The organism is Streptomyces sp. GL_148 (genome assembly GCF_057834205.1).
Genome location: NZ_CM174396.1, coordinates 6,938,651 through 6,964,752, shown reverse-complemented (window position 1 = coordinate 6,964,752; position 26,102 = coordinate 6,938,651). Strand labels below are relative to the sequence as shown.

Sequence of the window (26,102 nt, the reverse complement as noted above, 5' to 3'; positions counted from 1 at the left end):
CGGGCATCCGGGCGACGGCCGCCGGGGTGAGGGCCGGGTCGCCTGCCGAGGTGAGTCCTCGGGCCCGGGTGGCGCATGATGTCCCGCGTGCACAGTGCGGAGGAGTTCGGCGGAGCCGACAGCGGAGCGGGCATACCGGGGCCCCGGGGTGCCCCGGGAATCCAGGGCGCCCCGGGAGACATGACGGGCGCCGTCCGGGCGGCGCAGCAGGGGGACGAAGCGGCCTTCCAGGCACTGTTCCGTGCGGTGCAGCCCGTACTCCTGCGCTACCTGACCGTCCTGGTCGGCGAGGACGCGGAGGACGTGGCTTCCGAGGCCTGGCTCCAGATATCCCGGGATCTGGGCTCGTTCAGCGGGGACTTCGACGGGTTCCGCGGCTGGGTGTCGACGATCGGCCGGAACCGGGCCATGGACCTGCTGCGGCGGCGCCGCCGCAGGCCGGCCGTGAGCGTACCGGTCGAGTACCTGCACGACCGGGCGTCCACGGAGGACACCGAGGGGTCCGCGCTGGCCACGATGGGGACCGGCGCCGCGCTCGCGCTGATCTCCCTCCTGCCCCGCGATCAGGCGGAGGCCGTGCTCCTGCGGGTGGTCATGGACCTGGACGCGGACAGCGCCGCGCGGGTGCTGGGGAAACGGGCCGGGGCGGTACGGATGGCATCGCACCGCGGGCTGCGCAAGCTCGCCAAACTCCTCGACCAGCAGGGCACGGGGGCCTCGGGCAGCGGGAGCATACCGGGTGAACCGGTCAATCCGGGCCGGTCTGAAAAAACTTCTGCCCCAGGAGTGACACCGACGACGGCTCCGACGCTGAAGGGCACGAAATGAGCACCCACCGATCCCGCCGGATCGACCGCGCCACGGCCGAGCAGTTGCTCGCCGGCGCCCGGTCGCAGGCCTCGGGCACGCCGGGTGCGTCCGATATGCGTGAGTTGACGGATTCGCACGCCACCTCGGACCGTCACGAGAATCACGAGTACCACGAGTACCACGACGATCACGTGGCCCTCGCGGGACTGCTCGCCGCCGCCGCCGCTCCGGCGGGGAAGAATGAACTGTCCGGCGAGCCGGAAGCCCTCGCCATGTTCCGGGCCGCCCGCCTCGCCCTCTCGGCCGCCCCTGCACCCGTGCCCGTCCCGGCCTCCCCGAGGCGGTCGCTGCTCACCCCGGCGACGCTCCTCGGCACGAAGGTCGCCGCCGCCGTACTGGCGGCCGCCCTCGGCGGTGTGGCCGTCGCGGCCGGCACGGGGAACCTCCCCACCGTCCTCGGCGGCACCCCCGAGCACGGCCTCCCGGCCGCCTCCCCCACTCCCGGCACCCGGGTCGCGGACGCGCCGTCCCCCGGGACGTCCGGCCGCTCGTCCGCGACGGTGCCCGCAGAGCTGGCCGAGCTGTGCCGTGCCTTCACCCGCGCCCCGGGCCCGCGTCCCGAGGAGGTCCTGGCCGAGCCGCGGTTCGCCGCGCTGGTCGCCGCGGCGGGAGGCCGGTCCGGTGTTCCGGGCTACTGCGCTCCCGTCCAAGGCCTCGATCCGGAGCCGAGCGCCTCCGCGCCGGCCGCTGCTCCGACGCGCAACCCGCGGGCCGCGACCCCCACGCATCCCGGCAAACCCGAGCCGAGCCGGCGTCCCGTCACCCCGGGGCCCGGCGCCACAGAGCACGGGCCCGGCACCCGTCCTGCGGGACCCCCGAGCGCTGCCCCGTCCCCGCCCCGCAGGGACGTCCCGACCGGGCCACCCCCAAGGGCGAACCCCTGACCCCGGACGGGATCCGGTCCGGCGGAGTGCGGGTCGCCCCCGTGCCCGTACCCCCGCCCGGGTCCCGTCCACCACCTGTAGAGGCTGTCCACCGATGCACCGACCACCGGGTTCCACGGCGGAACCGGACCCGTATCCGCACGCCGCGTACGCGTACGCGCCCGTGCCCCCTGCCGCGCCCTGGCCCGCACCTTCCTCCGAAGGCGCCGCGCCCTGGCCCGCACCCGATGCCGCACCCTGGTCCGCGCCCTCCCCCGAAGCCGCCGGCGCGTCCTGGTCCGCGCCCGCGCCCTTCCTCCAAGACCCCGTCACGCCCTGGCCCGCACCCGCGCCCTCCGAAGCCCCCGCCACGCCCGTGCCCGAGCCCGAGCCCATGTCAGGACACACACGCAGGCCAGCCTCCGACCCGAGTCCCGTCTTCGTCGACTCCTCGGGCAGGCGCCAGCGCCGCGTACGACGCCTGGGGTGGCTCCTCGTCGTTCCGGCCGTCGGCTACATCGTCCTGCTGCTGAGCTCCCTCTTCGGCGGGCCCACGCTCTCCTCCCCGATCCTGCCGCTCCCCCACCCCTCGCAGGCCGCCCCGGAGACCGCGCGGAGCAAGGCGCCGACCGCATCCCCGGCGCCCGGTTCCAGCGCCGCCCCGAAGCGCACCAGCGGTGCCACCCGTGCGCCGGGCGCCCCGACCGCCACGAGCCCCGACCGCGGCGCCGCTCCGGGGAGCACGCCCGGCGCCACCGTCGCGCCCCCCGCGAACCCGGCCCCCTCCGCCACCACCGGGGCCAACCCGTCCCCCGGCCAGACCAGCCGCGGCAAGTCCACGTCCGCGCCCGGCCAGGGCGGCAAACCCACCGCTCACCCGTGACCCGCCCCCACCCCGCTCAGACACCGGCACCGGCACCAGCACCAGCAGGAAGCACCTCCCCTTGTCGAAGAACCGCCGCCTCCCCCGCGGCCGGCACAGCACCGTACGCAACGTCCCCCTGCGCACCCACTGGCTGCTGCTGACCACCCTGGTCCTGACCCTGTCGGCGGCCCTGCTGCTCCAGGGCTATGTCACGCACATGTTCGACTCCACCGCCGACGGCGCCCCCCGCGATCCGGGTCCGGCGGGCACCGTCCCGGAGCAGATCCGGACGGGCGGCCCGGTGATCGAGGGGTGGCTGGGGCGGACCGCGGAGGTCAAGCCGCGCACCATCGCCCTGACCTTCGACGACGGTCCGGACCCCCGCTGGACCCCGCAGATCCTGGACGTCCTGCGGCGCAACGACGTCCGCGCCACCTTCTTCACCGTGGGCGCCCAGGTCGCCGCCCACCCCGGCCTGGCGCGCCGGATCGTCGAGGACGGCCACCAGATCGGCGTCCACACCTTCACCCACACCGATCTCGGCGCGGCCTCCCCCTGGCGCCGCTCCCTGGAGCTGCGCGAAAGCCAGCTGGTCATCGCCGGCGCCACCGGAGTCACCACCGCCCTGCTGCGCCCGCCCTACTCCTCGACCAGCGAAGCACTGACCGACAGCGCCTGGGACTCCGTCGTCCAGGCCGGTACCGAGGAGTACCTCACCGTCCTCAGCACTCAGGACAGCCAGGACTGGCGCCGCCCCGGGGTCGACCGGATCGTGGCCAACTCGCTGCCCAAGGGCGCCGAGGGCCAGATCCTGCTCCTGCACGACGCGGGCGGCGACCGCTCGCAGACCGTCGCGGCCCTGGAACGCCTCATCCCCCGGCTGAAGGCCGCGGGCTTCCAGCTCACCACCGTCACCGAGGCGACCGGCCTGCCCACGGCCACGCACGACGCCGCCACCGTGGACGCCTGGCAGGGCACCTCCCTCATCTACGCCCTGCGCGCCAGCGACTGGGTCCTCAGCGCGCTGTCCTGGCTGCTGTGGGCGGCCGGCGCAATCAGCGTGCTGCGCGCCGTGGCCGTCTTCACCGCGGCCCGCCGCCACGTGCGCAAGCGCCGGGTGCCGTGGGGAGCCCCCGTCACCGAACCGGTCAGCATCATCGTCCCCGCCTACAACGAGAGCGCGGGCATCGAAGCGGCCGTCCGGTCCCTGCTGGCCTCGGACCATCAGGTGGAGGTCATCGTGGTCGACGACGGATCCACCGACGGCACCGCCGACATCGTCGAGTCCCTCCGGCTGCCGGGCCTGCACGTCATCCGCCAGCAGAACGCCGGGAAACCCGCCGCCCTCAACACCGGTATCGCCGCGGCCTCCTGCAACCTGCTCGTCATGGTCGACGGTGACACCGTCTTCGAACGCGACGCCGTCCGCATGATCGTCCAGCCCTTCGCCAACCGCCGCGTCGGCGCCGTCTCGGGCAACGCCAAGGTCGTCAACCGCGGCGGACTGCTGGGCCGCTGGCAGCACATCGAGTACGTGGTCGGCTTCAACCTCGACCGCCGCCTCTTCGACCTCGCCGAGTGCATGCCCACCGTGCCGGGCGCGGTGGGGGCCTTCCGCCGCGAGGCCCTCCTGCGCGTCGGCGGTGTCAGCGACACCACCCTCGCCGAGGACACCGACCTCACCATGGCCCTGTGCCGTGACGGCTGGCGCGTCGTCTACGAGGAGCGGGCCAAGGCCTGGACCGAGGCCCCGGCCACCCTCGGCGCCCTCTGGAAGCAGCGCTACCGCTGGTGTTACGGGACCCTCCAGGCCATGTGGAAGCACCGCGGCGCCCTCACCCAGCGGGGCCAGGCCGGAAAGCTCGGCCGCCGGGGCCTGCTGTACCTCCTGATGTTCCAGGTGCTGCTGCCGCTGCTCGCCCCCGTGGTCGACGTCACCGCGGTCTTCGGCCTCATCTTCCTCGACCCGCTCCGAATCCTGGGCCTGTGGAGCGCCTTCCTGCTGCTGCAGCTCCTGATGGGCCTCTACGCCTTCCACCTCGACAAGGAACACCCCGGCCCGCTGTGGAGCCTGCCGCTCCAGCAGTTCGTCTACCGCCAGCTGATGTACCTGGTCGTCATCCAGTCCGTGTTCACCGCCATCGCGGGATCACGCCTGCGCTGGCAGCGCATGGAACGCTACGGAAGCCTCCAGGTCCCCGTCGCCCCGCCGGCTCCCCGCAGCCCCGGCCGGCAGGACGCCGACTGGTCGGGGTGAGCGCGGCCGGTCACCGTTGACGTATGACCGCACCCTCCCGGACCCGCTCCGCGCTCCCTTCCGTGACCGGCTCCCGGGGCTCGCGGGTCCGCCGGCTCGGCCCGAACTGGTACGCGAGCGTCATGGGTACGGCCATCGTGGCCAACGCCGGCGTGGCCCTCCCCTGGCACGTCCCGGGCCTGCGTACGGCCTGCACGGTGGTCTGGGCCCTGTCCGCGGTGATGCTGGCGGTGCTGCTCATCACCCGGACGGTCCATTGGGCCCGCCACGGCGACCAGGCGCGCGCCCATCTGCTCGATCCGGCGGTGGCACCGTTCTACGGCTGCCTCTCCATGGCCCTGCTGGCGGTGGGAGCGGGCACGCTGCTGGTCGGGAAGGACTGGATCGGCCTGGGCGCGGCCGTCGCCGTGGACGCGGTGCTCTACGCGGCCGGCACGGCCGTCGGGCTGCTGGTGGCCGCCGCCATCCCGTATCTGATGGCGTTGCGGCACGAGCTGAAGCCGGGCAGCGCCTCACCGGTGTGGATCCTGCCCGTGGTCGCGCCCATGGTCGCCGCCGCGCTCGGACCGCTGCTGCTCCCGCACCTGCCGGCCGGCCAGTGGCGCCAGGCCCTCCTGCTCGGCTGCTACGCGATGTTCGGCATGAGCCTGCTGGCGACGCTGTGCCTGTTGCCCATCATCTTCGCGCGGCTGCTGGCGGGCCCGCGGCTGCCGCTCGCCCTGACGCCCACGCTCTTCCTGGTGCTCGGCCCGCTGGGGCAGTCCACGACGGCGGCGAACAATTTCGCCGATGCCGCGCCGCAGGTGCTCCCGGACCCCTACTCCGAGGGCTTCAGGATGCTCGCGGTGCTCTACGGGGTGCCGACGATGGGCTTCGCCCTGCTGTGGTTCGCGCTGGCGGGCGCGGTGGTGCTGCGGGCCCGGCGGCGCGGCATGGGGTTCTCCATGACCTGGTGGGCCCTCACCTTCCCCGTCGGCACCTGCGTCACCGGTGCGGAGGGGCTCGCACGGCACACCGGGCTGACCGCCTGCGCCTGGCTCGCGGGCGGGCTCTACGTGTTCCTCGTGCTGGCCTGGCTCACGGCCGGGATCCAGACGCTGCGCGGACTGTTCGCCGGGACCCTCGCCCCGGCCTCGTAGCGGATCCGGGCATGCCGATTCCCCGTACCGGCCACCTTGCCCGGTACGGGGAATCGGCGTGTGCGGGGGGGGATCAGAAGAGGTCGGTGAAGAACTGGTAGCCGGTGGGGTCTCCGGGCATCTGCCAGTGGAAGCCCTGCAGGAAGAAACAGGCCAGGAAGTTGCTGACGGCGAAGACGGCCAGGACGGCCAGGGTGAAGCCGGCGGCGCGGCGAAGGGCGGGCGAGCCGGCAGCGGCGTCCAGGGGTGCGGCCTGATCGGCCAGGACGAGGTTGACCCCGGCGGCGAGGGCGGCCAGGAAGAAGGTGATGGCGGCCCAGGTGTACAGGTGCAGGCCGAGGAGGGCGCCGGCGTACCCGGGGTCCCCGGGGGCGACGTGCATCAGTACCTGTGCGCCGGAGACGGTCCCGCCGATGAGGGCCGAGACGATGGCGATGCCCCAGCCGGAGGCGAACTCCCGGGTGGTCACCGATCCCTTGCGGGAACGGGCGATGATCATGGCGGGCCCGATGGCGCTGAGCAGCATGAACATCCGCTGCAGGAGGCACATGGGGCAGGGGTACTCCCACAGCCCGAACTGGAAGACGTAGGCGCCGCCGATGGTGGCGCACATCCCCAGTACGTAGAGGTGGGCGAACCAGAGGCCCAGGCGCTGGGTGAGCCCGGCGGTGCGGGTCCCTGCGGGGCGGGCGACGGGGGTGGCGGTGGTTTCGGTGATGGACATGTCTGCTCCTCCTCAGAAGCTCAGGTTGAAGGCGCGGTCGAGGTGGGGGAGGAACGCGAGGAGCGTGACGCTCAGGGTTCCCGCCCACAGCAGGAGCCGTGTCCTGCCTGGCCAGTCGCGGACGACCGCCAGGACGCATACGGAGATCAGGAGGAAGAGGATGGTGTACATGGTGTCCCTGCTTCATCGGAGGCTTACGAGTTCATCCTCCGGCGGGGAGTTCCGGCCCGGTAGCGGCAACGGATCAATGGATCCATAGAGCGAATCTATGACCTTTGGAATCTAGGACCCGGCGGCGAGCTGCCTGCGAGCGAGCGCGTACAGGTCCCGGGCCGGACCGGTCGGACGCCGGCCGGCGGGCCAGACGGCGCGCAGCGAGCGGCCGAGTTCCAGACCGGTGACCGTCGGGGACCGCAGGGTGCCGGCGGCCAGTTCGTCGGCGACGGCGAGCGAGCTGAGGACGGCGGGGCCGCCGCCGCCGGCCACGGCGGTCTTGATGGCGGTGGTGGAGGCCAGTTCCAGCAGGGCGGAGGGCTTCCAGTCGGGCAGGTGGGCCGTGATCGCGCGCTCGAAGGCGGTGCGCGTGCCGGATCCCGCCTCCCGCTGGATCAGGGAGGCGGCGGCGAGTTCGTCGAGCGTGATGGCGGTGCGCCGCGCCCAGGGGTGCGCCGGCGCCACCACGACGAGGAGCCGGTCCCTGGCCACGGCACGGCTCTCCAGCCCCTTCGGCGCGCGGGGGCTCTCGATGAAGCCCAGCTCGGCGCGGCCGTCCAGGACCGCCCGGGCCACGTCGGCGGAGTTGCCGGATTCGAGGGCGACGCTGGTGGCGGGATGCTGCGCCCGCAGCCCGATGAGCCACTTGGGGACGAGGTACTCGGCGACCGTCTGGCTGGCCGCGACCTTCAGGTGGGAGCTGCGCCGTTCGCGCAGGGCGCCGATGCCGGCGTCCAGCTCGTGCGCCGCGTCGATCACGGTCCGGGCCCACTCGGCGATCAGCGCCCCGGCCGGGGTGGGCTTGGAGCCGAGTGAGGAGCGTTCCAGTACGGGCAGGCCGACGAGCTTCTCCAGGTAGCGGATGCGGGAGCTGGCCGAGGGCTGGCTGATGCCGTGCGCCTCGGCGGCCCGTCCCAGACTGCCGAGCTCGATGACGCTGAGCAGCAGGTCGAGGGCGGGCAGGTCGGGGACGCGGGGAGAGATGGGCATAGAGCCATTCTATGGATGCATCGATCCGGTGCCGCTACCGCGACGCGTGGCACCCGCCGATGGTGGATCCATGAGCACCAGGACCGCACCTTCCGCCCCCTCCGGCCTCTCTGGCCTCTCCGGCCCCGCAGGCCCCTCGCAGCGCCGACTGCTGCGAGATCTCGAGCGCCCCAGTGACGCCTTCCGGTACCTCGGGCCGAACTGGTTCGCCTCGGTCATGGGCACCGGGATCGTCGCCAACGCGGCGGCCTCCCTGCCCCTGCGGTTCCCGGGCCTGCGCACCGCTGCCACGGTGGTGTGGGCGGGCGCGGCCCTGCTCCTGCTCGCGATGTGCGCCGCCTGGGCCGTGCACTGGGTGCGGCACCGCGACAACGCCCGCGCCCACGGCGCCAACCCCGTGATGTCGCAGTTCTACGGCGCTCCCCCCATGGCCCTGATGACCGTCGGCGCCGGCACCCTGCTGCTGGGCAAGGACGTCATCGGTCTGGACGCGGCCGTCGCCGTCGACTGGGCGCTCTGGCTGACCGGCACTGCCCTCGGCCTGCTGGCCGCCTTCACCGTCCCCTACCGGATGATCACCCGGCACGCGGCGGCTCCCGACGCGGCCTTCGGCGGCTGGCTCATGCCCGTGGTTCCCCCCATGGTCTCCGCCGCGATGGGCGCCTTCCTCATCCCCCACACCGGATCCGGCCAGCTGCGGCTGACCATGATCCTGGCCTGCCTCGCGATGTTCGGCATCAGCCTGATCGCCGCGTTCCTGATCGTCACCATGATCTACTCCCGGCTGGTGCACCACCCCGTGCCCGCCGCGGGCACCGTCCCCACCCTCTGGATCGTGCTCGGCCCCCTCGGCCAGTCGGTCACCGCCGCCGGGCTGCTCGCCAACGCCGCCCCCTCGGCCCTGCCCGCGCCCTACGCCCAGGGCCTCCAGGTGTTCGCGCTGATCTTCGGGGTGGTGACCTGGGGATTCGCCATGCTGTGGCTGGCCATAGCGGCCGCCGTCACCGTACGGGCCGCCCGCGCCGGCGGACTGCCCTTCAACCTGACCTGGTGGGGGTTCACCTTCCCCGTGGGCACCTGCGTGACCGGGAGCACCGTCCTGGCCGCCCGTACCGGCGCCGACCTGTTCATCTGGGCCGCCGTCGCCCTGTACGTACTCCTGGTCACCGCCTGGGCCGTGGTGGGGATCCGTACCGCGCGCGGCGCCCTGCGCGGCACCCTCTTCCTCCCTCCCGCCGCCCCTGCTGCCGCCACCGCTCCCGCTCCCGCCCACCTCGCCTCCGTACGGGCCGCCTCGTGAACCTCGCACTGGCACCGGAGACCATGGCCCGATGGCAGTTCGGCATCACCACCGTCTACCACTTCCTCTTCGTCCCGCTCACCATCAGCCTGGCCGCCGTCACCGCGGGGCTGGAGACGGCCTGGGTGCGGACCGGCAAGGAGAAGTACCTTCACGCCACGAAGTTCTGGGGCAAGCTCTTCCTGATCAACATCGCGCTGGGCGTGGTGACCGGCATCGTCCAGGAGTTCCAGTTCGGCATGAACTGGTCCGACTACTCCCGGTTCGTCGGCGATGTCTTCGGGGCTCCGCTGGCCTTCGAGGCGCTCATCGCCTTCTTCCTGGAGTCCACGTTCATCGGCCTGTGGATCTTCGGATGGGACAAGCTGCCGAAGAAGGTCCACTACGCGTGCATCTGGATGGTCTCGATCGGCACCGTCCTCTCCTCCTATTTCATCCTCGCGGCCAACTCCTGGATGCAGCATCCCGTCGGCTACGCCGTCGACCGGGCCACGGGCCGGGCCCGGCTCACCGACGTCCTCGCGGTACTGACCCAGCACACCACCCTCGTCCAGGCCTGGCACACGCTGTCCGCCTCCTTCCTGACCGGCGCCGCCTTCGTCGTCGGCATCGCCTCCTTCCACCTGTGGCGGGCCAAGCGGAACCGGAGCGGGCCCGGCAAGCGGACCGCCGTGATGCGTACGTCGCTGCGCCTGGGGCTCACCCTCGCGGTCGCCGCCGGCCTGGCCACCGCGCTGAGCGGCGACAGCCTCGGCCAAGTCATGTTCGAGCAGCAGCCGATGAAGATGGCGGCCGCCGAAGCCCTGTGGGACACCCGGGCGCCGGCGCCCTTCTCCGTCTTCGCGGTCGGGGACGTGGGCCGGGGACGCAACGACGTCGCCGTCGAGGTGCCCGGGGTCCTGTCCTTCCTCGCCCACCACGACTTCACCGGCTCCGTACCCGGCATCAACGACACCGCCCGCCAGGAGGCGGCCCGCTTCGGCGGGAAGCCCGAGGACTACATCCCCAGCATCTTCATGACCTTCTGGGGCTTCCGGCTGATGATCGGCTTCGGCATGGTCTCCTTCGCGGCCGGAGCGGCCGGCCTGTGGCTGACCCGTACGAGATGGCGGCTCGACCCGCGCCTGCGCACCGCCCCGGACGAAGTGCCCCGACTGATGCTCACCCGGCGCCGCGAGCTCGGCCCCCGGCTCACCCAGTGGGCCTGGCGGACCGGGACCCTGACCATGGGCTTCCCGCTGATCGCGAACTCCTTCGGCTGGATCTTCACCGAGATGGGCCGCCAGCCGTGGGCCGTCTACGGGCTGCTGAAGACCAAGGACGCGGTCTCACCCGGGGTCTCCACCACCTCGGCCGTCATCTCCCTGACCGTCTTCACCCTGCTCTACGCGGCACTCGCGATCGTCGAGGTCAGGCTCCTGGCCAGGTACGCGAAGGCCGGCCCGCAGACCGACGGGACGACGGACCCCCCGGCCGGATCCGCGTCCGGCGACCCCACGTCCGATCCCGCATGCGATCCCGCCTCCGGATCCGCCCGGGCGTTCACCTACTGACCTTCACCTACTCACCTTCGCCTACGGACCTTCGCCTACCGGCCCAACCACCCCACGAGGACCACCCCGTGCAACTCCACGACCTCTGGTTCGTGCTCATCGCCTTCTTGTGGACCGGCTACTTCTTCCTGGAGGGCTTCGACTTCGGCATCGGCGTCCTCACCGGGCTCCTCGCCCGCGACCCCGAAGAACGCGGCGTGCTCCTCGCCACCATCGGGCCGGTCTGGGACGGCAACGAGGTCTGGATGCTGACCGCCGTGGGCGCGACCTTCGCCGCCTTCCCCGACTGGTACGCCACCTTCTGCAGCGGCTTCTACCTGCCCGTGCTCGCCGTCCTGGTGTGCCTGATCGTGCGCGGCGTCGCCCTGGAGTACCGGCACAAGCGCGAGGACGAGCGGTGGCGGCGCACCTGCGACCGCTGCGTGTTCTGGACCTCGCTGGTCTGTTCCGCCCTGTGGGGGCTGATCTTCGCCAACATGGTGCGGGGCGTGCCCATCGGCGCGGACAAGAACGTCACGGGCAGCCTCCTCGACCTCCTCCACCCGTACGCGCTGCTCGGCGCGTTGGCCACCCTGTGCCTCTTCACCCTGCACGGCACCCTCTTCGCCGCGCTGAAGACGAAGGGGGTCGTACGGAGCCGGGCCCGGGCCAGGGTCCGCCCCCTCGCGAACATCACCACCGTGGTCGTCGGCGCCTTCCTCTTCTGGACGCAGGTCCACCACGGCCGCCAGGTCTACGGGCTCATCGTCCTGGGCGTGGCCGTCGTGGCGCTCGTCGCCACCGTGGAACAGAGCGCGACGCACCACGACGGCCGGGCATTCGCCCTGTCCGCCACGGCCGTCGCCGCCACCGTCGCCGTTCTCTTCCTCTCCCTGTTCCCCGACGTCATGCCCTCCTCCACCAACCCCGCCTGGAGCCTGACCGTCGCGGGATCGGCGGCAAGCCCGTACGCGCTGAAGATCCTGACCTGGGTCGCCGCGTTCATGACCCCGGTCGTCCTCGCCTACCAGACGTGGACGTACTGGGTCTTCCGCAAGCGCGTCGGCTGACCCCGGCGGTCTTGGCTTCCACACCGGCGCCGAGGTGCTCGGTTTGGCGGGTGCGGGGAATCTCAATACGATCCGGCGATGATCACTAGAAGATGGGTGAGGGCCAGTGCGTGCGGCCTGTTCGTCACCCTAGCTGTCGGGTTGTTCCCGTCAGGTGCCGTCGCCGGTGAGCCGGTGGCGAAGGAAGCGCCCAAGGTCGAGTTGGTGCTGGACGTCAGCGGCTCGATGCGGGCGCGGGACATCGACGGGCAGACGCGCATGTCCGCCGCGAAACAGGCCTTCAACGAGGTACTGGACGCCGTACCCGACGAAGTGCAGCTCGGCATACGGACCTTGGGCGCCAACTACCCCGGCCCCGACAAGAACCTCGGCTGCAAGGACACCAAGCAGCTCTACCCCGTCGGCCCCCTGGACCGCACCGAGGCCAAGACGGCGGTGGCCACGCTGGCCCCCACCGGGTGGACGCCCATCGGACCGGCGCTGCTCGGAGCCGCCGAGGACCTGAAGGGCGGCGACGCCACCCGGCGGATCGTGCTCATCACCGACGGCGAGGACACCTGCGCCCCGCTCGACCCCTGCGAGGTGGCCCGGGACATCGCGGCCAAGGGGATCCACCTGGTCATCGACACGCTCGGGCTCGTTCCCGACGCCAAGACCCGCGACCAGCTGATCTGCATCGCCGAGGCCACCGGCGGCACTTACACCTCCGTGCAGCACACGGCCGAACTCTCGGGCAGGGTCCGGCAGTTGGTGGGCCGGGCGGCCACGCCGGTGGTCAATCCGGTGGCCACCGAGGGCACCGAACAGTGCGCGGGAGCACCGGAGTTGAAGCCCGGTCTCTACAGCGACCGCGAGAGCTTCGGGGAGCACCGCTGGTACCGGGTCTCCGTGGCACCGGGCCGGGAACTGCGGGCCGCGGTCAGCATCGGGGCCGACCGCGCCGTGAACAACGACTACGGCGTGCTGCTGCGCGCGACGACGGCGAGCGGCCGGGAGATCGTACGCGGCCAGGAGGCCGGTGACGGGCGGACCGACCTGATCTCGTCCGGACTGCGCTACCCCAAGGCCGGGGACGCGGACGACGAGGAGCCTGCCGAGACCGTGTGTCTCCAGGTCAGCAACTCCTTCTCGGCGCCCGCCTCGGTCAAGACCACCCCGGGCATGCCGATCGAACTGACCATCGACGTGGTGGACGGCCCGGACGGGGCCTCCGACGTGGCCTCCTTCGGCCTCGGACGCGGCTGGTGGCTCCTCGGCGCACTGGCGCTCACCGGCCTCCTCGCCGGACTGGTGTGGGGCTGGGTCTCCCGCTGGCGCATCGCGGTCTGGAGGACCAACTGATGAGTACTGCTGCCCTGAGACGTGAACGAAACGACGGCCCCGCGCCCACCGGACGGCGCGTGCGACGCGCGCTGACCGCCGCCCTCCTCGTGGGCGGCGGCCTCCTCGGGGTGGCGGCCTCGCCGTCGCCGAGCCCGAGCGGCTCCGGGGAAGGTCCGACCGAGGCCGGTACGGCCTTCCGTACCGCCACCCCGCTCCAGTTGGGCCAGGAGGCCACGGCCGACGCCTCCACCGGCGACTACCTCTACTGGGTGCTCCCCCTGGACTCGGGGCAGCGCGCCACCGTGCGGGCCTCGGTCACCCTGCCCGCCGCGGCCGGCCGGCACTCCGCCTCCACCTGGCAGCTCGACGTGTACGACGGCCTGCGCCGCCGCCAGCCCTGCATGTACGGCACGCAGACCGGTACGGCCGCCAAGGACGCCACGACCGTCGACCTGTCCTGCACCCTGCGCCCGGTCCGCTCGGGCGCCGACCAGTGGGCCAACGACCCGCTGCCGGGGGCCTATTACCTCCGGCTCACGGTCATCGACCTCGCGCAGGAGGACCTCGGCCAGCCGGTACGGGCACGCCTGCGGGCCGAGGCCAAGAACGTCGGCGGTGCCTACGCCGCCGACAGCGCCCTGGCCGTACCGCTCGTCCCCGGCGCCGGCACGGCGTACGGCGTCGCACCGGCCGACGGCTGGTCGGGCACCTGGTGGTCGGACCGCTGGCTCTGGACGGCGGCCGGCGGCCTGCTCGCCGCCCTCGCGGGCATCGGCGGCTACCGCCTGACCCGCGGCGCGGGCCGCCCGGGCCGGGTACCGCCCACCGCCTGACCCGGCTCGCCCGGGTGCGGGACCGGCAGGCCCCGCACCCGGACGATCCACCGGAGTCACGGTCCGGTCCGGCGGGTACCCCCCTCGGCGCCGCCCAGACGGAACGTCATCGGGCCCGGCAGGAGCGGCCGCCACGCAGGGGGAAGTGCGGCGGGATCGTCGAAGGTCACGTCTTCGAACGCCCCGTAGTCCGAGAAGTCGGCCCCCGCGAAGGTCACCTTGTCCGCGAAGACCGCGTTCTTGAAGACCACCGAAGCGCCGAACACCGCCTGATCGAAGACGGTATGGCCCTCGAAACGGACCGCGTCGAACACCACGGGGTGTCCCCACAGGGTGTGGGCGAAGGAGGCCGTTCGGAGGAAGACCGCACGGGCCCACATGTCCCCGCCGTAGAAGACCGTGTGCGAGAAGTCGGCCAGCCCCCGCACCCTCATCCCATTCATGCCCGCCTGGTTCGACAGATCCGCCCAGGTCATGTCCAGGTCCTGGACGAACATCGCGTCCGTGAAGACCGCGCTGCCCCCGAAGTCCGCCATGACGAACCGTGCGTCACGGTCGAAGGTGCTCCCGTCGAAGGTGCCCCCATGGCGGAACACGGTCCGCCCGAAGGAGGCGGTCCCTTTGAAGTGGGAGCCCATGAAGCCCGCGACCTGGGTGAATCTGGCCCGGTCGAAGGAGACACGGCCCTCGAACTCGGCGCCCGACGAGCTCCAGGCGTCGACGAAGTCGGCGCGGTCGAAAGCCGCGTTCCCCATCCGGACGTGCCCGGTCAGCCCGTCATTCAGCGCGATCAGCACGGCGCGGAGCAGACCGCCGGTGAACGTGGTGCCCCGCAGGTCGATGTCATGGCCCGGCCGGAGCTCCCTCAGGTACGCGTCCCGTTCGGAGAGCGTCACATGGGCCAGACAGCGCTCCCGGCCCGGCAGACGGATCCCGATGCAGCCGGTCGGATTCGCCGTCCTGGGCCTGAAACCGCAGTGCGCCCAGTCGAGTACCGGGTCGTCGACCCTCAGGTCGGCGCTGATCAGCAACCGGGCCAGCCCGCCGGGACCGTTCTCGACGACCCACCCTTCCGGTCGTACGGGCTCCGGCCCGGTCTGCGGACCCGTCACGTCCGGCGGGTCGCCCGGTCCCCCGGCCCTCGGCTCCGGGCCCAACCGCCGAACCGTCAGCATCTCGAATTCGTCCACATCACCGAGCGACTCGCCCGCCACCACGAGGATGCCCCACCGAGTGTCCGACCGGTCCAGCCTCGCGGTGACATCGGGGTGGCGCACCAGCCACAGTGCCTCGTCCGGCCCCGGCCCGTTCGCGCTTTGCCCCTCGCTCGTGAACGGGCTCCTGGCCAGGGCCACCGCCAGACTGAGCTCGTGATCGCCGGAGCTCGCGCGCAGCCGGGTCAGGGCGTCGGGGAGTGCGGACAGCAGCAGCCCCGTCTTCCCGAGAGCTCCCGGATCCGCCACCACCATGACGCGCAGGCCCCCCTCGTGGGTCGCCACCGACCCGCTCACCCCGGAGTCCGCCATCGCCTCAACGAGGAGCTCGTCGATCGCACGCCCCGCCCGTGCGTTCAAGCCCGAGGACACCCGGGCCGTTACCGCCAGGCAGATCGCGGACCGCTCGTTCAGCCCGCGCGCGTGCGTCGCCACGACCTCGCGGAACCCCGGCTGCTCCAGCAGCGTCTGCCCCGTGAGGAAGACCATCCGGTCCCGCATCACCGTGTGCACGATGCCCACCAGCAGGCCGTCCCGGGAGACCGGGGAGCCCGCGTAGTGGGTCCAGGGCTCCGGCTCGGCGGAGAGCCGGACGAGCTCCCCGTTGCGCTCCCCTTCGTACGGGAGGACCTCGGCGGCCAGCGCCACCGACTCGCTCTGGTCGGTCGCACCGTCCACGACCAGGCGCTCCCCCGGACCCGCGAACCCCTCCGCCCAGGCCGGCTCCGTCCAGTCCGCCGGGTCCACGAGGTCGACGTCGGAGACGAACAGGAGCACTTGGGGCGCCGCCCCGTCTCCCCAGGCGCGCTGACAGAGCACCTCCTGCCCGTCGGCCCGGACCCAGACCGAGGTGTGCGGCGGCCCGGTCTGCGCATCGCCGACCGTCAGGACCAGTCGGGGCGACAGCAGCACGCCCACCGCCAGCGGCTCCCGCTGCGACTCGAAGCGGACCCGCACCACCCGGTCGGCCAGTCCCGACACCGGCCCGGCGGCGAGGGCGAACGGCATGGCCCCCGGCGCCAGTTCGCGCCGTCCCCCGCCCCGGGGCCCCCGGCGGATGGCCGTGAAGTCCCGGCCGGTGCCGCGTTTGTGGGACATGTACTCCCACACGCGCCGCCGCACCAGTTCCCGTACGGCGGCCACGTCGCCGCGCAGCTGCGATCCGAGCAGGGCCTCCCGTACGCCCGGCAGGAACTCGAACTGAGCGGTGTCGGCGTCCTGTTCGCCGTCCCAGGGGGCGAGCAGCCCGCCCAGGGCCACTTCCGCGAGGTGGCCGTGCTCGGACTCCCGCAGCAGGGACCGGCGTACGAGGGTCATCACGGGCAGGGTGAGCGGTACGGCGGCCAGGTGGTCGGCGAGGCGCTGGGCCGTCGGCGAGGCGCTCGCACGGAAGCGCTCCACCGCCTCCAGGGGGTCCGGGAAGAGCTTCGGAGCCCAGGGTGCCTCGTACGGGCCACCACGCGCGGGTTCCGCGTCGAGGCGCAGGCACGCGAGCCGCCGCCAGCGGCCGTCGCCGGACACCACCCGCACCAGCCGGGCCAGGCTCCCGGAGGCGATGCCGACGACCGGGACCACCGGCCCGCCGCCGCGGGCCCGCCGGGCGACCGGGACCCGCTGCCAGGAGCGGGTGGCCGCCGCGGGCCGGTCCGCGCGGACGGCGAAGGGGACCGGCTGGACCGCCCCGCGCGTCCAGAGCCGCTCGGGCAGGACGTTCAGTACGGCCACCGCGTTGTGCGTGGACCACTGCCGGAGCAGACCGCGCAGGGGGGCTTCGCGCCAGCCGGCGGCCACCGTGTCGGAGAGCACCAGGATCAGCCGCCGGGCCGCCGGGTCGACCAGCTCCAGGGGGTTGCGGGGCGGGCTGTCGCGATGGTGCGCGACCATCGGGGCGCCGCCGGGGCCGGTGCCCGTGAGCCGCCAGGTCCGTACGTCGCGGAAGACTCCGCTGCGGATGAGGACCCCGCGCACCTCCTCCACCAGATCGGACCAGAGCAGCATCGAGTGGTGGGAGTCCACGACCAGGGCCACGTCCAGCCAGCGGCTCTCGGCGGGGCGCAGGACCGGGGTGAGCACCATCCGCTCGATGCTGCGCTCGACGGTGAGCTGTTCGTCCAGCTCCTCCCCCGGGCCGCCGATGTTGCGGCGGCCGATCGGGCGCAGGGCGCGCATCAGGGCGAGCGGGTCGTCGAGGGTAGCGGCCCGCGGCAGCCGCACCGCCGTGCCCCGGCGTGCGGGCGGCGCGGGCGCGCCGCCGGGGGTGCCGCCCGCGGTCCGGCCGGCGGAGGCGTCCGCGGGGCCGTCGGGTGCGGAGGTGGGGGTGGGGGCGCGGGCAGCCGCGGTCGCGGTCGCGGGAAAGTACTCGACTCCCGGTTCGACGGCGCCGCCGCGCGCCTTGGGGGGTGACTCCGCTGCGTCGGCGGCGGGTTCGGGTCCGGCCGCCGGGGGTGTCCCGCGAGGCTCCGTGCGGAGGGCGGCCGCGTCCACCCGGGTCGCGAGCCACAGGATGTCGGCGATCTCCTCCGCTCCGACTCCGGGGCGCGGGCCGTTGTCCTCGGCGCCTTCGGCCAGGGCGGCGAGGAGCCTCTCGATCACGCGGAGGGTCCGGTGAGGTGGTGCATGACGGTGGCGAGGAAGCGTTCGCGGTCGCCGGGGGCGGACCAGGCGCCGGCCAGCCGGAGCTGGATGGCGTTGAGGAGCTGGTCGGTGGCGAGGTCGCCGTCCTCGGCGCGTTCCAGGAAGCTCTGGACGAGATCGCGGTACTCGTCACTGTTCTCGATGTCGACGCCGAGCCGGCCGCGCACGATGCGGGCGAGCTTGTCGGGCCCCGGCGGCTCCAGGTGGAGCCGGACGCAGCGGCGCAGGAAGGCGGGCGGAAAGTCGCGTTCGCCGTTGCTGGTGAGGACGACGATGGGGAAGTACCGGCACTGGACGCGGCCTTGGGAGATCCGGACGGCCTCCTCCGTGTCGTCGTCGGTGCCGATGGAGACGGTGGGGGCCTCCTTGACGAGCCGGGCGAGCTCGGGGATCACGAAGCCGCCGTCCTCGAAGACGGTGAGGAGGTCGCCGGGGAGGTCGATGTCGCTCTTGTCGATCTCGTCCACGAGCAGGACGCGGGGGCGGTCCTGGGGCAGGAGGGCCGTACCGAGGGGGCCGAGGCGCAGGTAGCGGGCGATGGACGGTCCGCCCCCGGCGGGGGCCGGGCTCTGGGCGCGGGCCGCGGGCGGCTCGGCTCCGGGTGTGCGCAACTGCTCCAGCCCGGCCTCCTGGAGCCGGCCGATCGCGTCGTACAGGTACAGGCCGTCGCGCAGGACGGTGCGGCTGGTGACCGGCCAGTGCAGTACGGGTCCCAGACCGAGGTCGGCTGCGATGCTGGAGGCGAGCGTGGACTTGCCGACCCCCGGCTTGCCGGTGATCAGCAGCGGCCGGCGCAGGTGCAGCGCCGTGTTGACCACGTCCTTCTCCAACTCGTCGGGCACGTAGCCCTCGCCGCGCCGCCAGGTGCGCTCCCAGGCCTCTCCCTCGCAGCCGGGGGGTGTGTACCCCGGGTCGGGGACGCCCTTGAAGTCGCGCCAGGGCGGTGGCGGTCCGGCCTCCAGCCTGGCCCGGCGCTCGGCGGCCTCGCCGGGCCCTTGGTACAGCCACCAGTCCTTCACCACAGCCTCTGCCTCCATCGTCGGTGTCGCGGGCCGTCGCCGCGAACGGTCATCGGGATCGGTGCGGATGCGAAGTCGGGGTCGGGCACGGGGTCGGGACCGGCCGAGGCCCGGGGTCCGACCCGAGCCCGGGACTCGGACCCGAGACCGGGGATCGGGCCCGGAGTCCGGATCCCGGGCCCGGGCCGGCCCGGGGCCCGGGATCCGGGATTGAGGGCCGGCTCGGCGGCGGCATCGGGAGCGGCGTCGGGAGCGGGAGCGGGTTCACGCCAGGGACCGGAGGGTGAGGGTGTCGTCGGGATCGTCCCACAGGAGGACCAACCGGTCTCCCCCCGGCGGCTGTCGGCGATCGCCGCCGGGGGCGCCCGCGCCCGCGACGGCGGCCGCCCGGCGCACCGCGCGCACGCGGGCGGGCAGGGCGAGAACGTCGAGTGCGCCGGGGTCGGGCGGCCGCCCGTCCTCGCCGGCCGGCGCCAGCAGATCGAGCAGGTCGCCCGCGGACCCGCCCGGACCGGCGCCCCCGGTACCCCCGGTACCCTCAGCGGCGTACGCGAAGCCGCCCCGAGCCGCCTGCGCCGCCCCCGGTTCTCCGGCCCGGCCGGAGCCGGCCTGCGCCGGCCGGGTCCCGTCCGCCCCGGCCCGGTGCGTGCCCGCCGGAGCTGGGCCGCGGTGCCAGAGGGCCACCGGGACACCGCCCTCCAGGACCGCCTCCACCACCGCGGCCGTCCGCGCCCCCGCCCGCGTGTGTGCCAGTACGCACGCGGGAGCCGGTCCCGCGCCCAGTTCCATGCCGAGCCCGTCGTCCGCGTCCGCGTCGGCCACCACCCGGACCGCCTCCGGATGCCGGCCGCCCTGGGCCCACAGCCAGCGCCACTTGCCGCGCCATTCGGTGCCGGTGTACTCGCGCTCCTGCGGGCAGCGCACCACCACCTGGTAGAGCACGCCGAGCGCCCGGGTCCGCCCGCCCGGGCCGCGCGGGACCGGCCACTGGTCGAAGTCCAGGTCCAGCAGCTCGTACGGCACTGAGAACTCGATCCGCTCCACCGCGCCGGAGAGCCGCCCCGCATCCGCGTCGGCGCCCAACACCTTTGCCGTCGCCACGAGTTGCCGTACGAGTGCGTCCCGTACCGCGTCCAGCCGTACCGGCGCCCCCTCCGATTCCCAGATGTGCTCGGTCGTCTCCCGCCGCAGCCACATCCGGGCGAGGAACCCCTCCTCCCCGCCCGGCGGCGTCTCCAGCCGCACGTACAGGGCCGTCCTGCGCGGCGGCGGGGGCGGGGGCGGCAGCGCGGGCAGGGCGAGGCGTTCGCGGGTGGCGCGCACCCAGTCGCGCAGCCGGGCCGCCCACGGCCCGTCGCCCATCGCGCCCTGTTCCGCGAGGAACCGTACGAAGGGCACCGGGAGCGGCATCCCGCCCGGCCCGCCGTGGCGTTCGTCGAGGTCCTGGACCACCTCCAGCAGGGTGTCGCCGGGCAGCCCGCCCTGGACGGGGGCCGCGCAGCCGGCCGCCCTGAACGCCCACAGGTACGCCTCGTGGGCGCAGCGCGGTAGGTCGCGGTCCTCGAAGAGTTCGCCGAGCCCGTCCCAGGCGGCCTGGTCGAGGCGGCCGGCGCGCGGCGGCGCCATCCCGGGCAGATCGTCATCGAGGAAGGAGGAGGCGTCCCAGTCGCGGTCCACGACGAACTGCGGGAGCTGCCAGCCCTCGCCGCGTTCGCGCAGGCCCATGAAGGTGCGGTGAATGGAGCGGGCGGTGTCTGCGAGACCGGAGACGGCCTCGCGCACCGGGCGTTCCCCGAGTTCGGCGAGGAGCTCCTCGGTGAAGCGGCCCGCGCCGCGCTCGGCGTCGTTCTTCGCGGCCTCGCCCTCGCGGGAGGCGTACAGCCGGAACTGGCGCCGCCCCGGGACGGTGGCGCCGCCGCCGTAGTCGCTGGTGCCGAAGTTCCACCGGGCGTCGCGGGGTGCGTCGACCCGGCAGGCGTCCACCAGGGCGGCCTGGTAGCGGAAGAGCTCGCGCTTGACGAGGCTGGTGCGCCACCAGCGCAGCGCGGAGTCGAGGTTGAGGTGGCGGATCTGGCCGGGCCGGGCGTCCGCGGAGGGCAGCATCAGTTCACCGCGGCGCGGTTCCGTGTAGCCGTGCCCGGCCCAGAAGATCAGGAGCAAATCGCCTTCGCACGCGGGGAGTTCGTCGAACAGCACCGATTTCACGTTCGCCTCGGTCGCCGGGCGGTGCGTGGTGCGCAGGGCCTGCAGGGCGGCGGAGGCCGACCAGTCGAGCGAGTCCGGATCATCGAGCGGGGAAAGCAACAGCCGTACGTGGCCGGGCGGCACCTCTCCCGGTCCGGTGAGCCAGCGGGCGAAGCGCAGGGCGTCGCGGGCCGGGCCGCGCAGGTTCCAGTGGCGGCTGATGTCGTAGCTCTCGACCCCGGCGACGAGCGCGAAGGTGCGCGGCCCCAGCTCGGAGGGCAGCAGGTCGAGGGGGTTCACCCGATCTCCGCTTCGGCCACCGCCTGTTCGATGCGTGCGTAGAGGGAGTCCTGTTTCCAGTAGGCGCTGTGGCAGGCCGGGAAGGGCTGGCGGCTGCCGATCTCCTGGTCGCTGACCCGCGGGTCGCCGGGGAAGACGGGCTCGGCGAGGTAGGAGAGCACGTCCTGGCGGTCGTAGACGTTGAGCCAGCGCGGGAAGGCGTACGGGAGCCTGCTGCCCGGCACGATCCCGGCCAGCGCGCCGAGTTCGTAGAGGAAGGGTGCCTGTGAGCCGACGGTGACGAGCAGTTCGACGCCGGGCACCGGCTCGCCGCGGGCGGCCGCCAGGGCGAGGAGGTCCACCAGGGCGATGCCGCCGAGGCTGTGGCCGATGAGGACGGTCGGCCCGGGCTCGGCGGTGATCCGCTCGAGCAGGAACGCGCGGAGGTCGGCGCCCCGGGCCTGGTAGCGCAGGATGTCGCCGAGGGCGGGGGTGGCCCCGACGGTGAGGGAGCCGCGCCAGGCGTTGAGCAGCGGCTGGGTGGTGACGCGCAGCGCGAGCCGGCCGAGGACGGCGGCGACGCGGGCGCCGGGGACCCGGGCGTCGCCGCCGAGGCGGGTGGTGATGAGCTCGACGAGGCGGTCGCGTTCGGCTCCGGTGCAGTCGGCCTCGGCTCCGGCCGAGGCGAGTGCGGCGGCGGTCACCGCGCGGGCCAGGGCCTTGGCCAGCTCCCGGGCCTGCGTCTCGCCGGCGGCCCGGGCCCCGGCGCGGGCGGCCTCGTCGGAACGGGAGACGGTCTTCAGGGCGGCGGGGAATCCGGCGGCGAGGCCGGTGCCGAGCAGTAACGCGGCCTGTTCGCCGCCGTCGGGGACGCCGGAGACCTCGGCGAGCAGTTCCAGTACGCGGTCGCCCGCGGACTGTACGCCGGGCATCGCGAAGGCGTCGTCATCGAACGCGCCGTCGGGGCTGCCGTCCGGGTCGCCGTCGGGGTGGCCGTCCGAGTGGCCGTCGGCTCCGGTGTCCCAGCCGGCCTCCGCCAGTACCCGCAGCTCGCAGAGCGGGTCGGCGACCAGCAGCCCCCACTCGGCGGTCTCCTCGTCGTCCGGGCCGATGGCCGCGCCGGGGGCGCTCAGTCCGGGCACGGAACGGCCCTGGGCGCTCAGGGTGGCCCCGTACCGCTCCCCCCAGAAGCAGGAGTCGACGCTCGCCCCGGGGAACCGGGCGGTCAGCCGGTCCCGGACCAGGGCGAAGAGCAGGTCGTGCCGCTCGCGCCGCACCCCCGTGCCGTGCACAAACAGAAATCGCATCGCGGCTCCGCCCCCTCGCACAGTCGTCCCCGCTCGGCACGATAGCGCCGCGCGGCGAACGGGGCCCCTGGAACGTCGAGTTCGGATGGCCAGCGCAAACGCCCGGCCTCACCCGAGCGCACGCCCGGCCGCGCCGGACGTCCACCTCCCCCGCACCTATCAATCACCTGTCACATGTGAAATATTACTCGCGCTCCGACCAACCCGACCGACCGGAACTCCAGAAAGGTCAGCTACGTTGCGCAGACTCGCTGCGGTGGGAGCGGCGATATCCCTCGCCCTCCTCGCCGCCCCCGCGCTCGCCGCCACCGCATCCCCGGCCCCGCCGACCACGCCGACGCCCGCCGGGCAGCAGCAGGCCGAGCAACAGCACGCCGCCGCCCCGCCACCCGCACCCCTGGAGCTCCAGCGCCAGGCCCTGCGCCGCCAGGCCCTCGAAGAGGTGGCCGCCGGCCGTCCCGGCGGTCTGCGCGCCGAGGCCGACGGCACGCTGCCGCGCCTGGCCAAGGTCGGCAAGCGGTACGTCGAACTGGCCCGGGAGCGCAAGGACAAGGTCTTCGTGATCCTCGCCGAGTTCGGCGACCAGGTGGACAACACCACCGAGTTCGAGGGCAAGCCGCGCTTCGGCGGCACCCCGGGCCCGGCGCACAACACGATCGGCAAGCCGGCCGCGGACGACAACCACACCCTGTGGCGCAAGGACTTCGACCGGTCCTTCTACGAGAAGCAGTTCTTCTCCACCGACCCGCAGTCGGCCTCCCTGCGCGCCTACTACCGGCTCCAGTCCTCCGGCCGGTACGACATGGACGGCACGGTGACCGACTGGGTCAAGCTGCCCTGGAACGAAGCCCGTTACGGCACCGACAACTGCTCCGAGTCCGGCCAGTGCCGGACCAACTGGGACATGATCCGGGACGCCACGGACTCCTGGTACAAGTCCGAGCGAGCGAAGGGCCGTACGCCCGAGCAGATCAAGGCGCAGCTCGCCGAGTATGACGTGTGGGACCGCTACGACGCCGACCACGACGGCAACTTCGACGAGCCGGACGGCTACCTCGACCACCTCGTCGTCGTCCACGCGGGCAAGGACCAGACCTGGGGCGGCGGCACGCAGGGCAAGGACGCCGTGTGGGCGCACCGCTGGTTCGCCTACTGGAACCAGGCCGGCAGCGCGGGCCCGGAGGGCAACAAGGCGGGCGGCACCCCGGTCGGCGACACCGGCATCTGGGCCGGGGACTACCTGACCGGCGGGGAGAACAGCGGCGCGGGCCTCTTCGCGCACGAGTTCGGGCACGATCTGGGCCTGCCGGACCTGTACAGCTCGGACGGGGACAACAGCGTCAACTTCTGGTCGCTGATGTCCTCGGCGTCCTACCTGGGCAAGGGCCGCAATTCCACGGGCGAGTTCCCGGGCGACCTCGACCCCTGGAGCAAGCTCCAGCTGGGCTGGCTCCAGTACACGGAGGCCGACGCGGGCCGCACGACGCGGGCCACTCTCGGGGTGTCCGGCTACAACACCGAGGATCCGCAAGCCCTGTTGGTGCACCTGCCGCCGTCTTCGACCACGACCGAGCTGGTCGACCCGTACGAGGGCGCCAGCCAGTGGTGGAGCGGCACGGGCGACTTCATGGACAACACGCTGTCGCGCACGGTCGACCTCTCGGGGATCGCGGCCGCCGCGGCGGCCCGCCTGGACGCCCGGGTCTGGTACGACATCGAGCAGGACTTCGACTACCTGACGGTGGAGGCCTCCACGGACGGCGGGGCCGCCTGGACGGCACTGCCGGGCACGGTGGACGGCGCGCCGATCGGGGCGAAGGGGATCTCGGGCACCTCGGCGGGCTGGACGCAGCTTTCGGTCCCGCTGACCCAGTTCGCCGATACTTCCGTCCAGTTGAGGCTGCGCGTCACCTCGGACAGCAACACCCACGGCAAGGGCGTCACCTTCGACGACATCCGCGTCACGGCGGGCGCCGACGGCCGGGAGCTGCTGCGCGACGGGGCGGAGCAGGGCGCGAACGGCTGGACGGCGGTCAAGTGGTCGCGCACGCAGGGCCGTACGGGCAGCGAGCAGCACCCGCGCGCGTACTTCGTGGAGAACCGCCGCTACACCGGCTACGGCAGCCTGCTGAGGACGGGGCCGTACAACTTCGGCTTCACGGGCGACAAGGTCGAGTTCTATCCGTACCAGCAGGGCGTGCTGGTCTGGCTCTGGGACACGGCGTACAGCGACAACACCACCAATGCGCACCCCGGCGGCGGCATGCTGCTGCCCGTCGACGCGCGCCCCGAGCCGCTGACCCACGCGGACGGCACGCTCCTCAACGCGCGTGCGTAGACCTTCGACGCCCCCTTCTCCCTCGGGAAGAGCGACCGGATCGTCCTGCACAAGGCGGGCGCGGCGACCGTGATCCCGGCCCGCAGCGGCGTACCGGTCTTCGACGACCGCCACGGGTCGTACTGGAACGCGGCACTGCCGCAGCTCGGCGTCAAGGTGCCGGACACCGGGACCCGGCTCACGGTGGTGAAGGAGGCCGCGGGCGGGGCGCTGACGACGGTGCAGCTCAGCCCGTCGAAGTGACCTTCCCGGGCTGAAAGCGGGGCCGGCGGGACCCGCCGGTCAGTGGCGCACCAGACAGAAGGGGTGCCCGGCCGGATCGGCGTAGACCCGCCAGCCCTCGCCCGCCCGGTCCCCGTCGAGCAGGGTCGCGCCGCAGGCCAGGACCTCCGCATGAGCCCCCTCCAGGTCCGCGACGGCGAAGTCCAGGTGCAGCTGCTGGGGCCGGGCCGGGTCCGGCCAGCGGGGCGGCCGGTGGTCCTCGGCGTACTGGAAGGCGAGGACCTGGCCGGCCGGAAGGTGCAGGGTCGCCCAGGTCGCGTCGGTCGCCCAGCGCCGGTCGGGACGGTTGACCTCACCGCCGGTCAGGCACTGGTAGAACGCGGCCAGCGCCGCCGGGTCGGGACAGTCCAGCACCACGCACTGCATCTCGGCGATCACGCAATCGATCCTAGGCCGTCCGGTGGACCATGGGGTGGATGACATACGCCGCCGACGGGGGGCTCCGTGATCCGCACGGCGGGCCAAGGGGCGGACGGTACGGGATTCGATGGCACACCGAGGAGACACCGGCCCGCCGGGGACCCTTGACGGCGGGACGGCGCGGTTCCCGTTCCGGCGGCGGCTGGGACTCGGCCCTGTCGGTAGAGGAGTTCGCGGCGGTCCAGGGCGTCGGGTTCGAGCCGGTCGGACAGGTTCTCGGCACCGCCGTCTTCAACATCGGCTACACCGGCCTCTGGGGCTGCCCGGGCACCTGGTCGGTCACGGACGGCGTGAAGACTCCCTCCTCCGCATGGACCGCCTCCTACTCCCAGTTGACGCGGACCCTGTACACGGGCCGTCGGCTGGCACTCGCCCGGGCGGTGGCCGAGTGCCGCGCGCTCGGTGGCGACGGAGTCGTCGGGGTGTAACTGCGGGTCGAGGAGTTC

19 protein-coding genes and 1 pseudogene are annotated in these 26,102 nt (G+C 73.4%); 12 read left to right on the top strand and 8 right to left on the bottom strand.

Features of this window, described 5'->3' with window-relative positions; translation table 11 throughout:
* The first annotated feature begins 78 nt into the window (after positions 1 to 78).
* From AC3IYI_RS31560 to AC3IYI_RS31540, 5 genes are all read left to right on the top strand, one after another.
* Complete coding sequence (locus AC3IYI_RS31560; RefSeq protein WP_489411744.1) at positions 79 to 828, top strand: RNA polymerase sigma factor; 750 nt, start codon at positions 79 to 81, stop codon at positions 826 to 828.
* The gene (locus AC3IYI_RS31555; protein WP_489406871.1) at positions 825 to 1,754 is read left to right on the top strand and encodes a hypothetical protein; all 930 of its coding nucleotides are present in this window, start codon (positions 825 to 827) and stop codon (positions 1,752 to 1,754) included. The genes AC3IYI_RS31560 and AC3IYI_RS31555 overlap by 4 nt, the downstream gene beginning before the upstream one ends.
* 94 nt (positions 1,755 to 1,848) lie before the next feature.
* Entirely contained in the window at positions 1,849 to 2,616 is a 768-nt protein-coding gene (locus AC3IYI_RS31550) for a hypothetical protein (RefSeq protein ID WP_489406870.1), read from the top strand.
* Between the two features lie 61 nt (positions 2,617 to 2,677).
* Complete coding sequence (locus AC3IYI_RS31545) at positions 2,678 to 4,855, top strand: bifunctional polysaccharide deacetylase/glycosyltransferase family 2 protein (protein WP_489406869.1); 2,178 nt, start codon at positions 2,678 to 2,680, stop codon at positions 4,853 to 4,855.
* Between the two features lie 23 nt (positions 4,856 to 4,878).
* Positions 4,879 to 5,994: a TDT family transporter gene (locus tag AC3IYI_RS31540; protein WP_489406868.1), complete on the top strand. Its 1,116-nt coding sequence runs from the start codon at positions 4,879 to 4,881 to the stop codon at positions 5,992 to 5,994.
* 73 nt (positions 5,995 to 6,067) lie between these two features.
* Here the strand turns inward: AC3IYI_RS31540 and AC3IYI_RS31535 are convergent, their stop codons facing one another.
* From AC3IYI_RS31535 to AC3IYI_RS31525, 3 genes are all read right to left on the bottom strand, one after another.
* Positions 6,068 to 6,718 (bottom strand): disulfide bond formation protein B, encoded by a 651-nt coding sequence (locus AC3IYI_RS31535; protein WP_489406867.1) that lies wholly within the window; start codon positions 6,716 to 6,718, stop codon positions 6,068 to 6,070.
* Positions 6,719 to 6,730: 12 nt separating this feature from the next.
* Complete coding sequence (locus tag AC3IYI_RS31530) at positions 6,731 to 6,889, bottom strand: hypothetical protein (RefSeq protein ID WP_489406866.1); 159 nt, start codon at positions 6,887 to 6,889, stop codon at positions 6,731 to 6,733.
* A gap of 111 nt (positions 6,890 to 7,000) precedes the next feature.
* The gene (locus tag AC3IYI_RS31525) at positions 7,001 to 7,921 is read right to left on the bottom strand and encodes a LysR family transcriptional regulator (RefSeq protein ID WP_489406865.1); all 921 of its coding nucleotides are present in this window, start codon (positions 7,919 to 7,921) and stop codon (positions 7,001 to 7,003) included.
* 70 nt (positions 7,922 to 7,991) lie between these two features.
* Here AC3IYI_RS31525 and AC3IYI_RS31520 point away from each other — a divergent pair, with 70 nt between their 5' ends.
* From AC3IYI_RS31520 to AC3IYI_RS31500, 5 genes are all read left to right on the top strand, one after another.
* Positions 7,992 to 9,221, top strand: coding sequence for a TDT family transporter (locus tag AC3IYI_RS31520; protein ID WP_489406864.1), 1,230 nt, complete (start codon positions 7,992 to 7,994; stop codon positions 9,219 to 9,221).
* Complete coding sequence (locus AC3IYI_RS31515; protein ID WP_489406863.1) at positions 9,218 to 10,774, top strand: cytochrome ubiquinol oxidase subunit I; 1,557 nt, start codon at positions 9,218 to 9,220, stop codon at positions 10,772 to 10,774. The genes AC3IYI_RS31520 and AC3IYI_RS31515 overlap by 4 nt, the downstream gene beginning before the upstream one ends.
* Before the next feature lie 68 nt (positions 10,775 to 10,842).
* On the top strand, positions 10,843 to 11,823 hold the full coding sequence (cydB, locus tag AC3IYI_RS31510; protein ID WP_489406862.1) for a cytochrome d ubiquinol oxidase subunit II: 981 nt from the start codon (positions 10,843 to 10,845) through the stop codon (positions 11,821 to 11,823).
* Positions 11,824 to 11,901: 78 nt separating this feature from the next.
* On the top strand, positions 11,902 to 13,164 hold the full coding sequence (locus AC3IYI_RS31505; protein ID WP_489406861.1) for a VWA domain-containing protein: 1,263 nt from the start codon (positions 11,902 to 11,904) through the stop codon (positions 13,162 to 13,164).
* A complete protein-coding gene (locus AC3IYI_RS31500; RefSeq protein WP_489406860.1) occupies positions 13,164 to 13,979 on the top strand; it encodes a hypothetical protein in 816 nt (271 codons plus the stop codon). The genes AC3IYI_RS31505 and AC3IYI_RS31500 overlap by 1 nt, the downstream gene beginning before the upstream one ends.
* A 56-nt stretch (positions 13,980 to 14,035) precedes the next feature.
* Here the strand turns inward: AC3IYI_RS31500 and AC3IYI_RS31495 are convergent, their stop codons facing one another.
* The 4 genes from AC3IYI_RS31495 to AC3IYI_RS31480 form a co-directional block, all read right to left on the bottom strand.
* A complete protein-coding gene (locus tag AC3IYI_RS31495; RefSeq protein WP_489406859.1) occupies positions 14,036 to 17,785 on the bottom strand; it encodes an SAV_2336 N-terminal domain-related protein in 3,750 nt (1,249 codons plus the stop codon).
* Complete coding sequence (locus AC3IYI_RS31490) at positions 17,782 to 18,864, bottom strand: AAA family ATPase (RefSeq protein ID WP_489406858.1); 1,083 nt, start codon at positions 18,862 to 18,864, stop codon at positions 17,782 to 17,784. The genes AC3IYI_RS31495 and AC3IYI_RS31490 overlap by 4 nt, the downstream gene beginning before the upstream one ends.
* Positions 18,865 to 19,110: 246 nt before the next feature.
* Positions 19,111 to 21,330: a VMAP-C domain-containing protein gene (locus AC3IYI_RS31485; protein WP_489406857.1), complete on the bottom strand. Its 2,220-nt coding sequence runs from the start codon at positions 21,328 to 21,330 to the stop codon at positions 19,111 to 19,113.
* Positions 21,327 to 22,616: a hypothetical protein gene (locus tag AC3IYI_RS31480; protein ID WP_489406856.1), complete on the bottom strand. Its 1,290-nt coding sequence runs from the start codon at positions 22,614 to 22,616 to the stop codon at positions 21,327 to 21,329. Before AC3IYI_RS31480 ends, AC3IYI_RS31485 begins: the two co-directional genes overlap by 4 nt.
* Before the next feature lie 85 nt (positions 22,617 to 22,701).
* Between AC3IYI_RS31480 and AC3IYI_RS31475 the strand changes: the two are divergent.
* Positions 22,702 to 25,197 (top strand): annotated as a pseudogene (locus AC3IYI_RS31475) (immune inhibitor A domain-containing protein).
* Between the two features lie 39 nt (positions 25,198 to 25,236).
* Here the strand turns inward: AC3IYI_RS31475 and AC3IYI_RS31470 are convergent.
* Positions 25,237 to 25,614 (bottom strand): VOC family protein, encoded by a 378-nt coding sequence (locus AC3IYI_RS31470; RefSeq protein WP_489406855.1) that lies wholly within the window; start codon positions 25,612 to 25,614, stop codon positions 25,237 to 25,239.
* 146 nt (positions 25,615 to 25,760) lie between these two features.
* Between AC3IYI_RS31470 and AC3IYI_RS31465 the strand changes: the two genes are divergently transcribed.
* The gene (locus tag AC3IYI_RS31465) at positions 25,761 to 26,084 is read left to right on the top strand and encodes a hypothetical protein (protein ID WP_489406854.1); all 324 of its coding nucleotides are present in this window, start codon (positions 25,761 to 25,763) and stop codon (positions 26,082 to 26,084) included.
* Positions 26,085 to 26,102: the final 18 nt, after the last annotated feature.